At 37.3% G+C, this 14,258-nt stretch carries 12 protein-coding genes and 1 pseudogene; 8 read left to right on the plus strand and 5 right to left on the minus strand.

Features of this window, described 5'->3' with window-relative positions; genetic code table 11:
• Positions 1–53 precede the first annotated feature (53 nt).
• Entirely contained in the window at positions 54–857 is an 804-nt protein-coding gene (gene ispE / locus OQZ33_RS14555; protein ID WP_265799760.1) for a 4-(cytidine 5'-diphospho)-2-C-methyl-D-erythritol kinase, read from the minus strand.
• Positions 858–1,056: 199 nt separating this feature from the next.
• On the opposite strand from ispE, the gene OQZ33_RS14560 reads away from it, so the two are divergent.
• The 6 genes from OQZ33_RS14560 to OQZ33_RS14580 all read left to right on the plus strand — a co-directional run bounded on the left by OQZ33_RS14560 (position 1,057) and on the right by OQZ33_RS14580 (position 9,247).
• A complete protein-coding gene (locus OQZ33_RS14560) occupies positions 1,057–1,851 on the plus strand; it encodes a thymidylate synthase (RefSeq protein ID WP_265799762.1) in 795 nt (264 codons plus the stop codon).
• A gap of 269 nt (positions 1,852–2,120) precedes the next feature.
• Positions 2,121–2,348: a four helix bundle protein gene (locus OQZ33_RS24515; protein ID WP_416338756.1), complete on the plus strand. Its 228-nt coding sequence runs from the start codon at positions 2,121–2,123 to the stop codon at positions 2,346–2,348.
• Positions 2,349–2,386: 38 nt separating this feature from the next.
• Positions 2,387–2,896, plus strand: a complete 510-nt coding sequence (locus tag OQZ33_RS14565) for a dihydrofolate reductase (protein ID WP_265799764.1) — start codon at positions 2,387–2,389, stop codon at positions 2,894–2,896.
• Between the two features lie 449 nt (positions 2,897–3,345).
• Positions 3,346–6,324: a protein translocase subunit SecDF gene (gene secDF, locus OQZ33_RS14570; protein WP_265799765.1), complete on the plus strand. Its 2,979-nt coding sequence runs from the start codon at positions 3,346–3,348 to the stop codon at positions 6,322–6,324.
• A 567-nt stretch (positions 6,325–6,891) separates the two neighbouring features.
• Positions 6,892–8,217, plus strand: a complete 1,326-nt coding sequence (locus OQZ33_RS14575; RefSeq protein WP_265799766.1) for an NAD(P)/FAD-dependent oxidoreductase — start codon at positions 6,892–6,894, stop codon at positions 8,215–8,217.
• A gap of 169 nt (positions 8,218–8,386) precedes the next feature.
• On the plus strand, positions 8,387–9,247 hold the full coding sequence (locus OQZ33_RS14580; RefSeq protein ID WP_265799768.1) for a hydroxymethylglutaryl-CoA lyase: 861 nt from the start codon (positions 8,387–8,389) through the stop codon (positions 9,245–9,247).
• A 308-nt stretch (positions 9,248–9,555) separates the two neighbouring features.
• On the opposite strand, the pseudogene OQZ33_RS24520 reads toward OQZ33_RS14580, so the two are convergent.
• The 4 genes and pseudogenes from OQZ33_RS24520 to fbaA form a co-directional block, all read right to left on the minus strand.
• Positions 9,556–9,636 (minus strand): annotated as a pseudogene (locus OQZ33_RS24520) (hypothetical protein); the annotation flags it as partial.
• A 209-nt stretch (positions 9,637–9,845) separates the two neighbouring features.
• Complete coding sequence (locus OQZ33_RS14585; protein ID WP_056851284.1) at positions 9,846–10,268, minus strand: GNAT family N-acetyltransferase; 423 nt, start codon at positions 10,266–10,268, stop codon at positions 9,846–9,848.
• A complete protein-coding gene (locus OQZ33_RS14590) occupies positions 10,268–10,750 on the minus strand; it encodes a low affinity iron permease family protein (RefSeq protein WP_265799770.1) in 483 nt (160 codons plus the stop codon). The genes OQZ33_RS14585 and OQZ33_RS14590 overlap by 1 nt, the downstream gene beginning before the upstream one ends.
• Positions 10,751–10,892: 142 nt before the next feature.
• Positions 10,893–11,972 carry a class II fructose-bisphosphate aldolase gene (gene fbaA / locus OQZ33_RS14595; RefSeq protein WP_265799771.1) on the minus strand — a complete coding sequence of 360 codons (1,080 nt, stop codon included), beginning with the start codon at positions 11,970–11,972 and terminating at the stop codon, positions 10,893–10,895.
• Between the two features lie 348 nt (positions 11,973–12,320).
• Between fbaA and accD the strand changes: the two genes are divergently transcribed.
• Both accD and OQZ33_RS14605 read left to right on the plus strand, forming a co-directional pair.
• Complete coding sequence (gene accD / locus OQZ33_RS14600; RefSeq protein WP_265799773.1) at positions 12,321–13,166, plus strand: acetyl-CoA carboxylase, carboxyltransferase subunit beta; 846 nt, start codon at positions 12,321–12,323, stop codon at positions 13,164–13,166.
• A 331-nt stretch (positions 13,167–13,497) separates the two neighbouring features.
• Positions 13,498–14,250 carry a helix-turn-helix domain-containing protein gene (locus OQZ33_RS14605; RefSeq protein ID WP_265799775.1) on the plus strand — a complete coding sequence of 251 codons (753 nt, stop codon included), beginning with the start codon at positions 13,498–13,500 and terminating at the stop codon, positions 14,248–14,250.
• Positions 14,251–14,258: the final 8 nt, after the last annotated feature.

Consider the following 14,258-nt stretch of genomic DNA (forward strand, 5'->3'; position numbering starts at 1 on the left):
AAGTATCAAGACGATTTTGCTTTAGTCTTTCAGCCTTTACCTTTCAGCTCTTTTTAAATATTATAATAAACTAAATTGTCTTTTTCCAGTTCGGGCAATTTAACAGGTGCGTTAAAAATTGCAAAAACCGACGAACCGCTACCACTCATTAAAGCGAATGTTGCGCCTGCATCGTATAAACTGGTTTTTATTTGATGAATTTGGGGATATTTTGCGAATACCGATGGCTCGAAATCGTTGATAACCTTATTCTTCCATGTTGTTGGCGACAAATGTATGATTTCTTTTAAGGATTGCAAAGGCTTGTGAGGTTTTACAAGCGCATAAGCATCCGCTGTACTCACGTGTACAGGCGGTTTCACTAAAACTTTAAACCAGGCTGACAAATCTACTTCGCACTTTTCAAATTCATCCCCTTTGTTAAAGGCGTAAACAGGTGTGTTTTCGATAAAAAAGGCACAATCTGCACCAAGCTTACGGGCGTAATTCTCCATGTCTGTAACCGATAAGCCCAACTTGAACTTACCGTTTAATAATTTTATCAGGAAAGCGCAATCTGCTGAGCCGCCTCCCAAACCCGCACCGACGGGAATGTTTTTCAATAAATTAATCTGCTGCGCAGGAATATCAAAATCTTGTTTAACGAGATGGTAAGCTTTTATACACAGATTATCATTGGCATCACCAGGAATATCGATGCCATGAATTTTGCAGGAGGTGAAATCAGCATCGGTAATTTCAACTGAATCTTTGATATTAATAGGATAAAAAACGGTTTCGAGGTTGTGGTAACCATCGTTGCGTTTCTCAGTAATATTTAAGCCCAGGTTTATTTTTGCGTTTGGAAAAGATAACATTCGGATTTGAGATTTGAGATTTGAGATTTGAGATTTCCCCCTCAAAGTCAAATACAGTGCTGATGCAAACATACAAAAGTCAGGCTTGTTTAAAAATACGTTAATGTAGAAAACTAAAAGATTTCGTGATTAAGATTTTTTACATATTTGTAATTAATAATTTATTTAAGATTTGGAAGCCCCTTTAGGGTTCGGAGTTATGAAACAATATTTAGATTTAATGCAACATGTGCTGGATCACGGCGCTCAAAAACACGACCGCACGGGAACAGGAACGATTAGCGTTTTCGGCTATCAAATGCGTTTCAATTTGCAGGAGGGCTTTCCGATGGTTACCACGAAGAAGCTACATCTAAAATCTATCATACATGAATTAATCTGGTTCTTGACTGGCGATACCAATATTAAATACTTAAAAGATAATGGCGTTCGCATTTGGGATGAATGGGCAGACGAAGAGGGAAACCTCGGCCCAGTTTATGGTTCGCAATGGAGAAGTTGGCCAACGCCCGATGGACAATACATCGATCAGATTACCAACATCATTAATACGATTAAAAACAATCCAGATTCGCGAAGAATTATTGTTTCTGCATGGAACGTAGCAGAAATAGAGAATATGGCTTTGCCTCCTTGCCACGCTTTCTTTCAGTTCTACGTAGCCGATGGAAAATTAAGCTGCCAACTCTATCAGCGTAGTGCCGATATTTTTTTGGGCGTCCCTTTTAATATCGCTTCTTATGCTTTATTAACCATGATGGTTGCACAGGTTTGTGGTTTAGAAGCTGGCGATTTTGTTCATACTTTAGGCGATGCGCATTTGTACAATAACCATATCGAACAGGCACATTTGCAATTAAGCAGAGAGCCGAAACCGCTTCCAACCATGAAAATCAATCCTGAAGTAAAAAGCATCTTTGATTTTAAATTCGAGGATTTTACATTAGAGAATTACGAGGCACATCCACATATTAAAGGAGTGGTGGCGGTATAGGTTATTAGTCATTTGATCAATAGTTCATTAGTTCATAAGTATCATTAGGCTAAACGCTTATAAAAAATCTCTATTTATAAATTCATCCCTTATAATTAATGTGTGAACGAAATAATTATGAGTTACAATCGAATTGAAGATTTGGAGGTGTATATGCTTGCTGAAAATTTATCAAATGAAATTTGGGATATTACAACGACATGGGACTTTTTTGCTAAAGATACCATACGAAACAAATTTGCAGGGCTGCAGATTCAATTAGTGCAAATATTGCCGAAGGTTATGGTCGTTTTCATTTCAAGGAAAATAAGAACTTTTGTTACTACAGCAGAGATTCTATTTTAGAAACCAAGTCTTTCTTCAGAAAAACGCGACATAGAGGGCTCGTCAATGAAGAAATTTACACACAACTTTTTGCCAAACTAGAAACAGTACATATAAAGCTTAACGCTTATATAAAATACATTGGAAAAGGTCAGTCTGGCATGAAATCATGAACAGATAAACCTAAGGAACAAATGAAACTAATGAACTAATGACCAATGAACTAAAAAACCCTTCACTTGCTATAGCAGTTGCGGTAGGTGAAAACTTCGCCATAGGAAAAAACAACCAGCTTTTGTGGCACATGCCTGCCGATTTAAAGTTTTTTAAACAAACTACTTCTGGGCACACGGTTGTAATGGGCCGCAAGACCTTCGATTCTGTCGGTAAACCCTTACCAAATCGCAGAAACATTGTCATCACGAGAGATTCATCATTAAAAATCGATGGCGTTGAGATCGTGAATAGTCTTGATGAAGCATTAGAAATTACCAAAGCAGAAGAAAAACCTGTTTTTGTTGTTGGTGGTGCGGAAATTTATCGCCAGGCTTTACCAAAAACGGACCTACTTTATTTAACTACAATTCATCATACTTTTGACGCTGATACGTTTTTCCCAGAGATCGACAGAAATGATTGGGAAGTTGTGAGCAGCGATCCGCATAAAGCTGATGAGAAAAACAAGTATGATTATACTTTTGAGGTACTTAAAAGGAAGTAATCAGAAAAAGTCGTCATTGCGAGGCACAAAGCAATCTTAATGCGTTTGCTATAAAGGTTTGCGTTTATAATTGGTTGACATCTTCCTATTGTTGCCGGTTAGGTAAAAACCTTGCAAATCAGGGAAGGTTTATGCATTTAGCCGAAAATAGTATTACCTCCCTGGCCACTTAAACCTGACAATAGCGACAGCCTCCGATTTTTTTGATCGGAGCTACAGCGGTTGGCAGGACCGAACAAAAGCCAAATGCTACTGCAATTGCTTTCCAAATAAATCAGACCTTAATTTTGGCGCAAAAAGAAGATCTATGTATCGAATGCATGGGTATAATTATCTGACAAAAATTAATCTTAATAAATTATCAACTAAGGGGTTCTATAATTTAAAAATTTAATTAGATTTGCCGACTTGTTAAAAAACAGCGAAAGACAAATTATTTTAAACAAACAATGCAAGGAAAAGGTTTTATTAAGTTTATAGCGATAGTATTGGCTATCGTTTGTGCGTATGCACTTTCCTTTACTTTGGTAGCATCCAAAGTAGAGAAAGACGCAAAAAACTATGCGAAAGGTGATGCAGCCAAAGAAAAGGCTTACTTAGATTCGATGAGTACCGAGAAAGTTTACCCGCTTGTTGGGTTCACTTACGGCGAAGTTAAATCGAAAGAGATTAATTTAGGTCTAGACTTAAAAGGCGGTATGAACGTAACGATGGAGATATCGTTAGCGGAATTGGTTAAATCTTTAGCGGGCAACCCTACTGATGCTAACTTTAATAAAGCAGTTCAGAACGCACAAATTCAGCTAAATGCTGGTGGTAAAGATTACATCAAAATTTTTGTTGATGAATTTGAAAAATTAAGTCCAGGTGTAAAACTTGCTGACTATTTTTCTAATCAAGACAATGCATCGCAATTAAAACCAAGTGCTAGCAATGGCGAAGTTGAATCTTTCTTAGAGAAAGAGGCTACAAGTGCTATCGATCGCTCATTTACTGTTTTACGTTCTCGTATTGATGGTTTCGGCGTTGTGAGTCCGAACATGCAAAAACAAGAAGGTAGTAACCGCATCTTAATTGAGATGCCAGGTGTGCAGGATAAAGAACGTATTGCTAAACTTTTACAAGGTTCTGCCGAATTACAGTTCTGGCAAGTATACCAGGTACAGGAAGTAGCACCTTTGTTAGAAAACATTAACAAAACTTTAGCGGCAACTTTAAAAACTGAAACTCCCGCGGCTACTACAGATACGGCTGCTAAAGCTGGCGGCAAATTAGCCGGCTTAGAGAATGCTGCTAAAGACTCCACTGCAAAAGGCGGCAAATTAGCTGGCTTAGGTAAAAAAGATTCTACCGCAGTAAGAGCTGAATTAGCAAAATCAAATCCATTATACGCAGTTTTAAGTCTTCCTATTTATCAAGGCGAAAACGGACAACAACAATTAATGCCAGGTGCAGTTGTTGGTATGTCGTTACAAAAAGATACTGCAAAAGTTAATAAATACTTAAAACTTCCTGAGGTTGCCGCAGCAATTCCATCTACGATGAAATTTATGTGGAGCGTTAAACCTAGAGAAGGTTCTAAAGTGTTTGAACTTTACGCTATTAAAGTTACCAGTGCTGATGGTAAACCAGATTTAGGTGGTGAAGCAATCAGCGATTCGCGTGCTGACTTTGATCAAAAAGGCAAGCCAGAGGTAACCATGTACATGACCAGCGAAGGTGCTGCGAAATGGAAAAAAATTACTGCTGAAGCTGCCGCTGATCCTAACAATAAAAAATCTATCGCTATTGTATTAGATAACATGGTTTATTCTGCTCCTACTGTTCAGAATGAAATTGGTGGTGGTGTTTCATCAATTACCGGTAACTTCACACAGGCAGATACTAAGGATTTATCAAACATCTTAAAAGCTGGTAAATTACCTGCTCCTGCTCGTATTGCTGGTAGTTATATCGTTGGTCCAACTTTAGGTGCACAAGCTATCCATGATGGTTTAATTTCATTTGTGATTGCGTTTATCGTGATCCTGATCTTCATGGCATTGTATTATCACCGTGCAGGTTGGGTTGCAAACTTTGCCTTATTGGTTAACTTGTTTTTCATCATCGGTATTTTAGTATCGCTTGGTGCGGTGTTAACATTGCCTGGTATCGCCGGTATCGTGCTTACCATTGGTTTGTCTGTAGATGCGAACATTCTAATTTTCGAACGTGTACGTGAAGAGCTTGCCTTGGGCAAAAATATTCCTAGTGCAATTAAAGAAGGTTTTAAACATGCAATGCCATCTATCTTAGATGCAAACATTACCGTATTTATTTTAGGTGCTATTCTTTACGCTTTCGGAAGCGGTCCGGTTCAAGGGTTTGCAACTACCTTATGTATTGGTATCCTTTCTTCATTATTTGCTGCTGTATTAATTTCAAGATTGGTTTTCGAAGCGATGTTAGATCGTAAAATGGAAATTAGCTTTGATAATCAATTTACACGTAATGCATTTAAAAATTTAGCTTTCAACTTTGTTGGCCGTCGTAAAATCTATTATATCATTTCTACATTGATCATCCTAGCTGGTATCGGCATGTATTTCAAACATGGTGGTTTAAACCTTGGCGTAGATTTCAAAGGTGGTAGAACTTACCTTGTACACTTCGATAAAGCGGTTAACACTGAAGATATCAAATCTCAGTTAACTCCTGTTTTCGGTAACGAAACTCCTGAGGTTAAAACAGCAGGAGAAAACAGTCAGGTTAAAATCACCACTACTTTCCACATCGAAGATCAAGATGTGAAAACTGATAAAGTGGTTGAAGATGCTTTAAACAAAGGCTTAGCAGGTTCTAAATATGAAATTGTAAGTTCACAGAAAGTGACTCCAATTATCGCTAGCGATATTGTTAATGGAGCTTTTTACGCGGTATTGATTTCATGTATCTTTATGTTTATCTACATCGTAGTGAGATTTAAAAAATGGCAATATGGTTTAGGTGCTGTATTGGCATTAGCACACGACGTTTTAATGGTACTTTCTTTCTATACCATTTTAGATGGTGTTTTGCCATTCTCATTAGAAATTGGTCAGGATTTTATCGCAGCAATTTTAACAGTAATGGGTTATACCATGACAGAAACTGTTGTTGTATTTGACCGTATTCGTGAGAAACTAAAAGAAGCTGGTAAAGAAGATTTACACGGTGAAGAACGTAACCAATTAATCAACTTTGCGTTAAACAGTACATTAAGCCGGACGATTTTGACTTCGTTAACCGTGTTCTTCGTGTTATTGGTGATTTTCATTTTTGGTGGCGATAGCATCCGCGGATTTATCTTCGCATTGTTAATCGGCCGTGTTATCGGTACGTATTCATCATTATGTATCTCCACTCCTATCGTAATCGATTTGGGAAGTTCGGAAGAGAAGAAAAAATAAGATTTAGATTCTAAGAATATATTAACCGCCTTCCTGATCAATCAGGAAGGCGGTTTGTTTTTACAGCCTCACCCTTTGGAAGTTCGTGGTATGGAAAGTTTTCCAGCCGCCCTCTCCGGAAGACAAGGTTTTGACAGACTGTGATTTAAACCCATCGGTTCAAACCACATCATTTTGTTCCTCTCTTCCCGAGAGGGATTTGCACTAACTTCCTATAACCACAAACGTTGATAGGGCGAGGCTTTATCTCTCTAATTGCCTATATACGATTGACGTGCACTAGATACCCAATACCACAGACAATAATACGGTGAGGTTTTTTAAAAAGCAAAACCCGAATTTCTTCGGCAACCTCAGCCCTGCTGTCCACTTTATTTCACTGCGCTCCATGCTCGTGTCCCTCTGGTTTATTTTAGTCAAAACAGTCCTAAAAACCAGCGAAAACCAACTCGGTCATATCAAAGTTATATCTCTATAGAAGCTCTTAAGAAACTGGCTTCAGAACCTTAATTCTTAAACCTTTTGGCTATCTTTTTGTTACATTAATAACAGATAAAGCGATTTAAAATGGATTTACAACTTCCTAAAAGTGAATACCCAAGAGTAGTTATAGTTGGCGGTGGATTTGGCGGAATAGAGTTAGCTAAACGACTAAAAAATAAACCTTTTCAAGTAGTCATGCTTGATAAACATAATTATCATACTTTTCAACCCTTACTTTACCAAGTAGCAACAGGCGGATTGGAAGCTGACTCCATTGCATTTCCCTTGAGAAAGATTTTTAAAGGACAAAAAAACCTAATCTTTAGGGTAACTAAAGTGACGGAAGTAAATGCTGCTGAAAACTGTTTGATGACAGATATTGGAAAGGTGAGTTATGATTATTTGGTGATTGCAACTGGCTCGACTAGTAATTTCTTCAGCAACAAAGAAATTGAAGCGAACTCAATGCCGATGAAATCTATTCCAGAGGCTTTAGATTTAAGAAGTTTGATTTTGCAAAATTTCGAGAAATCGTTGATCGAGAAGGATTTAGATAAGAAAAGCGCTCTATTAAACTTCGTGGTAGTGGGTGGAGGCCCAACAGGCGTGGAAACTGCTGGAGCAATTTCAGAACTGAAAAGACATGTTATTCCTAACGATTATCCAGAAATGGATGTGAGTAAAGTGAACATTTATCTTATTGAAAATTCCCCTGAGCTTTTAGGACCAATGTCACCCCAGGCACAACAAAAATCTAAAGAATTTTTGATTAAAATGGGTGTCCAGGTAATGAACGATACCCGTGTTTTAGGTTACGATGGTCACACCCTTTCTTTACAAGATAAGGCGCCAATATTAAGTTCGACCGTAATTTGGAGCGCTGGAGTAAAAGGCGTGGTATTGCCGGGCCTTGACAAAGCAGAAGTGGTTCGTGGTGGCAGATTAAAAACTGATACCCAAAATCTGGTTGTCGGTTATAAAAATATCTATGCCATTGGCGATGTTGCGGCAATAATTGATGAGGCCACTCCAACCGGACATCCCGGAGTAGCACCAGCCGCTATCCAGCAGGGGCATCATCTAGCTAAAAACTTAATTAACATCAAAGAAAATAAACCGTTAGAGAAATTTAAGTATTTCGATAAAGGTTCTATGGCTACAGTTGGCCGGAACAAAGCTGTGGTTGATATCGGTAAAATCCGTTTTCAAGGTGTTTTTGCATGGTTTACCTGGATGTTTGTTCACTTAATGACCCTTGTGGGCTTTAGAAATAAAATTATTGTATTTGTAAATTGGGTTTGGAGTTATTTTAGTTATGATAGAGGAACTAGATTAATTATCAGAACCTTTGCCAAAGACCGAAGTGTTGATTACAGAGCCGAAGTACCCAGCGTGAAGGAAGTTCATTAGTTATTGGTCATTGGTCATTGGTCATTGGTCATTGGTCATTGGTCATTGGTCATTGGTCATTGGTCATTGGTCATTACGGTAAACTCGATTTGAAGCTCACAGTTTTCTTTAATCTTCTTTTCTTTGCGAAAAACTTTACGCACTTTGCGATTAACAACGACTGAGCCAAATGAGTAATCAAAGATTCAAACTTGTGGAATGCCCACGTGATGCCATGCAGGGTTTACATGATTTCGTCCCAACGGATTTGAAATCAGAATATCTTAATCTTTTGCTTCAAGTGGGTTTCGACACGCTCGATTTTGGAAGTTTTGTATCACCAAAGGCTATTCCGCAGATGGCAGATACAGCTAAAGTGTTGGACGATTTAGATTTAACTCAAACCTCAACAAAGCTATTGGCAATTGTAGCGAATTTAAGGGGTGTAGAAGACGCTATAAGATACGAGCAAATCAGTTACTTAGGTTTCCCATTTTCCATATCGGAAACATTTCAGCAACGCAATACAAATTCGAGCATTTCGCAATCCTTAAATACGGTTCAAGAAATGTTATCTCTTTGTGATCAAAACAACAAAACTGCTGTTATTTATCTCTCCATGGGTTTTGGTAATCCTTACGGAGATGAATGGAATTATGAAATTGTAGAAAAGTGGGCTGACATTTTAGTTGCTAAGGGCGTTAAAATTCTTTCATTAGCAGATACCGTTGGTGTTTCAACTCCTGAAAAACTCACATCCATACTTCCAAAACTGATTACAAAATTCAACAAAACTGAAATTGGTATTCACTTGCACTCTACCCCTGTAGAACGATTTGAAAAGATTGAAGCCGCATACCGCTCTGGGGCAAAACGGATAGATTCTGCCTTAAAAGGTTTTGGCGGTTGCCCGATGGCTGCTGACGATTTAACAGGTAATATCGCTACTGAAGATGTAATAAGTTTTTTAAACTCAAAAGGTGAAGATCTTAATCTTAATACGGATAAATGGAATGAGGCGATGGCTTTGTCAGGAAAGATATTTGGGTAAGCTAATTTATTGTGCTTTTTAGATGGTTGTCATTGCGAGGCACGAAGCAATCCTACTACTGGGGTTAGGAATGTAAACTTAGTAATTGACTCTAAAATGCCTTTAATCTATAGCGAATGCTTTAAGATTGCTTCGTACCTTGCAATGACGACATACGTAATTTAAGTCATCATACAAATCTTTCGAATTCTGATTTAATTCAATAAGTAATTAATCTTTTGATGTCAATTCCCTCCCTTTATCCTTTTTCCTTCTGCAATTGCATCTTCAATGATTGGAAAAACATAAAGTAAACCAAGTTGTAGCATTTATATTTCGAAGTTAAAACACTTTGGAAACTCATTGTTTTTATGCTGCCAAATTCTAGTTTCTAATTCGGATGTGACTCCAACATATAAATATTATTAAGGAGTTTGTCATTATGTAAACACAGCCACCTCACTCCATCATAAAATATTTTTAGTCAAGTCCATAATGAAGCAATTCTACAAAGGTTGTGTCGGCTAACGCAAGCTTGATGATTTACATCAAAAGCCTTTTAATCTATAGCAAAAGCATAAAGATTGCTTCGTGCCTCGCAATGAAGACTAGTTAATAGCTACACTTTCTTCACCATCTTGAAATGCTGAATCCCTGCCTCTTCAAATTGTTCACCTTCGGCAACAAAGCCGAACTTAGCATATAAACTCATCGCATCTAATTGGGAATTTAAGTAAATGTAATGTGCATCTTCAGGTAAATCAGAAAGCGCTTCTGCAATGAGTGCTCTCCCTACACCCTGACCCCTAAAGTCTTGCAACACCGCAAAGCGCTCTAATTTATAACCTAAATCCGTTTTGCGCCAACGGCATGCACCACAAGGTTGGCCATTGTGCGTAGCCAGGAAATGAATTGATTCATCTTCATGCTCCCATTCTAATTCTGGTGGGCAGTTTTGCTCATCAACAAATACAATTTTTCTAATGGCAAATACTTTATCTAAATCTTCGGGGTGAATCACCTTTTGAACCTGTAAGCTCATTATTTTTCTTTTTTAAAGTGTTTATTCAATTTCAATTTTTCCTCATTTAATTCTTTAGCCACATCTATAGAATGTGAGCAGCGAATATCAGCCTCTTTCTTGGCAAGTGCAGCAATGGTTACATAAAAGTGATGTAACTGATCTAATTCTTTTTCACTCAAATCCTCAATATCAACCATCCGGTTGCTTGCCCCCTGTTGCGCAGCAATAAGTTCGTTCAATTTAAGCTGAATAGCTTTTCCATCTTTATTCTGTGCCTTTTGAATCAGGAAAACCATTAGGAAAGTGATAATCGTTGTACCAGTATTAATAACCAGCTGCCAGGTTTCAGAATAGTGAAAAACTGGTCCTGTAACTGCCCAGATTACAACAATTGCTGTGGCTGCAATAAATGCAGCAGAGCTACCTGTAAACTTGGTGGCGGCATTAGCGAAACGTTCAAAAAAATTATTATTTACTGGTTCGTTAGTTCTATTTATCATCGCAATATGTTTGCTTAAATGTAAAAATAAAAACAAACAAAAGCGCCATAAGTTTTTAAACCTATGGCGCCTCCGTCTAAATATCGAATGATGATTTTTGAATGACTGATTAACTATTTCAGCTTAAAAAATTCAGTTCAACTTATAATTTATCGTTCGCATTGATGCAATTCAAATCTTCGAAAGCAACGGTTAAACGTTTAACAAAAGCCTCTTCAGCTTTACGTAACCAAACACGTGGATCGTAGTATTTCTTATTTGGTTTATCATCACCCTCAGGGTTACCGATTTGACCTTGAAGATAAGCCTCATTCTTTTTGTAATACTCTAAAATACCATCCCAGAATGCCCATTGCATATCTGTATCGATATTCATTTTAATAGCACCATAAGAAATTGCTTCTCTGATTTCTTCTTGAGAAGAACCAGAACCACCATGAAAAACAAAGTTAATTGGTTTTTCAGCGCTCAGGTTAAATTTCTCTTTGATAAAGTCTTGAGAATTTTTCAAAATAACCGGTTGTAATTTTACATTACCAGGCTTGTAAACGCCATGTACGTTTCCAAATGCAGCGGCAACAGTAAAACGAGGAGAAACTTTGCTTAATTCTTCGTAAGCATAAGCAACTTCGCTTGGTTGGGTATATAATTTCGAGCTATCTACATCGCTATTGTCTACACCATCTTCTTCACCACCTGTAACACCAAGCTCGATTTCGATGGTCATGTTCATTTTCGCCATGCGTGCAAAATATTTTGCAGAAATCTCCATATTTTCTTCAATCGGCTCTTCCGAAAGATCTAACATATGTGATGAAAACAAAGGTTTTCCAGTTTCAGCGAAGAATTTTTCACCGTGGTCTAAAAGGCCATCAATCCAAGGCAACAATTTTTTAGCGGCGTGGTCGGTATGTAAAACCACAGCAACACCATAATGTTCTGCCAATAAATGCACATGTTTAGCTGCCGATACAGCACCTAAAATACATGCTTGCAATTTTTCGTTATCCAAAGATTTACCTGCGTAAAACTGCGCTCCTCCATTAGATAACTGAATCATAACTGGCGAATTTACTGCCTTTGCAGTTTCCATTACCGCATTAACCGTGTTTGTACCGGTTACGTTAACTGCTGGTAAAGCAAACTGATGTTTCTTAGCCTGCTCAAATAATTCTTGAACGGCATCTCCGTAAATTACGCCTCTGTAGCCTTTTAAACTCATCTCTTGTTAATTTTATTAAGTTCGAAGTTATAAAAAAAAATTACAATCCAAGCTTTTGTAACAACAGAATTATTTGCCTTACAAGCATATAAGGCCAGTTTGGTGTAAAAATAACATTATCCTTAGTGTAAAATTCACACTCTTAACGCTAACAGCTTTTTTTTATATACCAAGTCTTACTTAGAATTAAGTTGAAATAGCGCATCAGTAACGCTTAAAAGAGTCTGTCGATAAAAATAGATTGTCAGCGTTACTTTATTAATTTGATAATTTAAATTTGATTATTGGTTAATATCAAACTTGCATATATTTTTCGTTTCTTTGCAATCCAATTCTTTAAAAAATTATATGGCTTGGTTTAAGAGAGAAAATAAAGGTATCATTACCACAACCGAAGAGAAGAAAGAGGCACCAGATGGCGTGTGGAATAAGTGTCCGAATTGCAAAAAACCGCTACATCAGGCAGAGTTACAGGAAAACAAGTACGTTTGCCATTACTGCAACTACCACTTGAGAGTAGGTTCCAAAGAATATTTTGAAGTTTTATTCGATAGTAACGAATTTAAAGAGCTTTTCCCGAATCTAACCTCCGGCGATCCTTTAAATTTTAACGATAACAAACCTTATACCGATAGAATTATTGAAAGTCAGGCTAAAACCGGCTTAAAAGATGCTATCCGTGCTGGTGTAGGAAAAATCGAAGGACAGGATTTAGTGATTGCCTGTATGGATTTTGCTTTTATTGGTGGTTCAATGGGTTCGGTTGTTGGCGAAAAAATCGCTCGTTCAATCGATTATAGCATCAAACACAAAATTCCGTTCCTGATGATTTCAAAATCAGGTGGTGCCCGTATGATGGAAGCTGCATTTTCATTAATGCAAATGGCTAAAACATCTGCAAAATTGGCGCTGTTAAGTCAGGCTAAAATTCCATACATCTCTTTGCTTACCGACCCTACGACGGGTGGCGTTACAGCATCTTATGCCATGCTTGGCGACATTAATATTGCAGAACCAGGCGCATTAATTGGTTTCGCTGGCCCAAGGGTGATTAAAGAAACCATTAAAAAAGACTTACCAAAAGGATTCCAAACTTCAGAATTTGTTTTGGAACATGGTTTCCTTGATTTTATTGTAGATAGAAGAGCTATGAAAGCTAAAATAGGCGCTTTTATTAAGATGATGAATAATTAATTTGGTTCAATAGCCATTGGTCAATAGTTCACCGGACATTGGTTCATTAGTCATTGGTTCACTGGTGCAAAATGACTAATTGATTTAAAAAAAGATATGAAAAGCAGGGCTTGATAACTTCGGTTATTTCAGTTCTGCTTTTTGCTTGTAGGCCCGATCGAAAAGATCGGGAGCTACCGCGGCAATCAGGTTTAAATAACGGAGAGTTTCCGCTTTATCAATCAGACAAAACGAAAAAAAATTTGGAGTGTGTTACCGAATGTGATTTACTTAAGATAACCAAAATAGATTTGGATTTATTAATTCAGTAAATTACAACAACTTGTACCTCATGAATGATAATCCAAGCTACGAATACATCAAACCCGAATGTTCAATTGCCGATTTTGTGGATCGATTTTCGTCACTTGAAAATCTATCTGACGCAAACAATGGCATCATTATTCCAAACGGGAGGATTGATTTATTGTTCTCTAAAACTGTAGACAATCATTTTCAAATCACCTTAATGGGTTTAGAAACAAAGCCAAAATTGATACCGAAACTCAATGTTTCATCATTTTTTTCCATTAGTTTCACGCCTCTTGCTATAGAATACATCTTACATCAACCCATTGCTGACATCTTAAATAGCGGCAAAATATTAGAAAGCAACTTTTGGGATTTTGGCTTAGATGACCTCAATAATTTTGGCAAATTTTGTGAAAAAGCATCACGTAAAATAAAATCACTTATTTCTAAAGAAGTAGATGAACGCAAGCGAAAGCTATTTCATCTAATTTTTGCCAATAATGGCGAAATGAGCATCAAAGAACTTTCTGAAAAAGTAGCTTGGAGCGAACGACAAATCAATCGCTATTTTAACCAGCAACTAGGAATTTCATTAAAAGCCTACTGTAACATCCTGCGTTTTCAAGCCTCACTTCCACACATTAAAGACGGACAACTTTCTCCGCAGCTGAACTTTACCGATCAATCGCACTTTATCAAAGAGATAAAAAAGCTTTCCGGCGTTTCTCCGAAAGAGTTATTTAAAAATGAAAACGACCGTTTTTTACAATTTTTAGTTTACGACAAGAAATAATTTTGTAG

It is taken from the genome of Pedobacter sp. MC2016-05 (assembly GCF_026239735.1).
Taxonomy (GTDB): Bacteria; Bacteroidota; Bacteroidia; order Sphingobacteriales; family Sphingobacteriaceae; genus Pedobacter.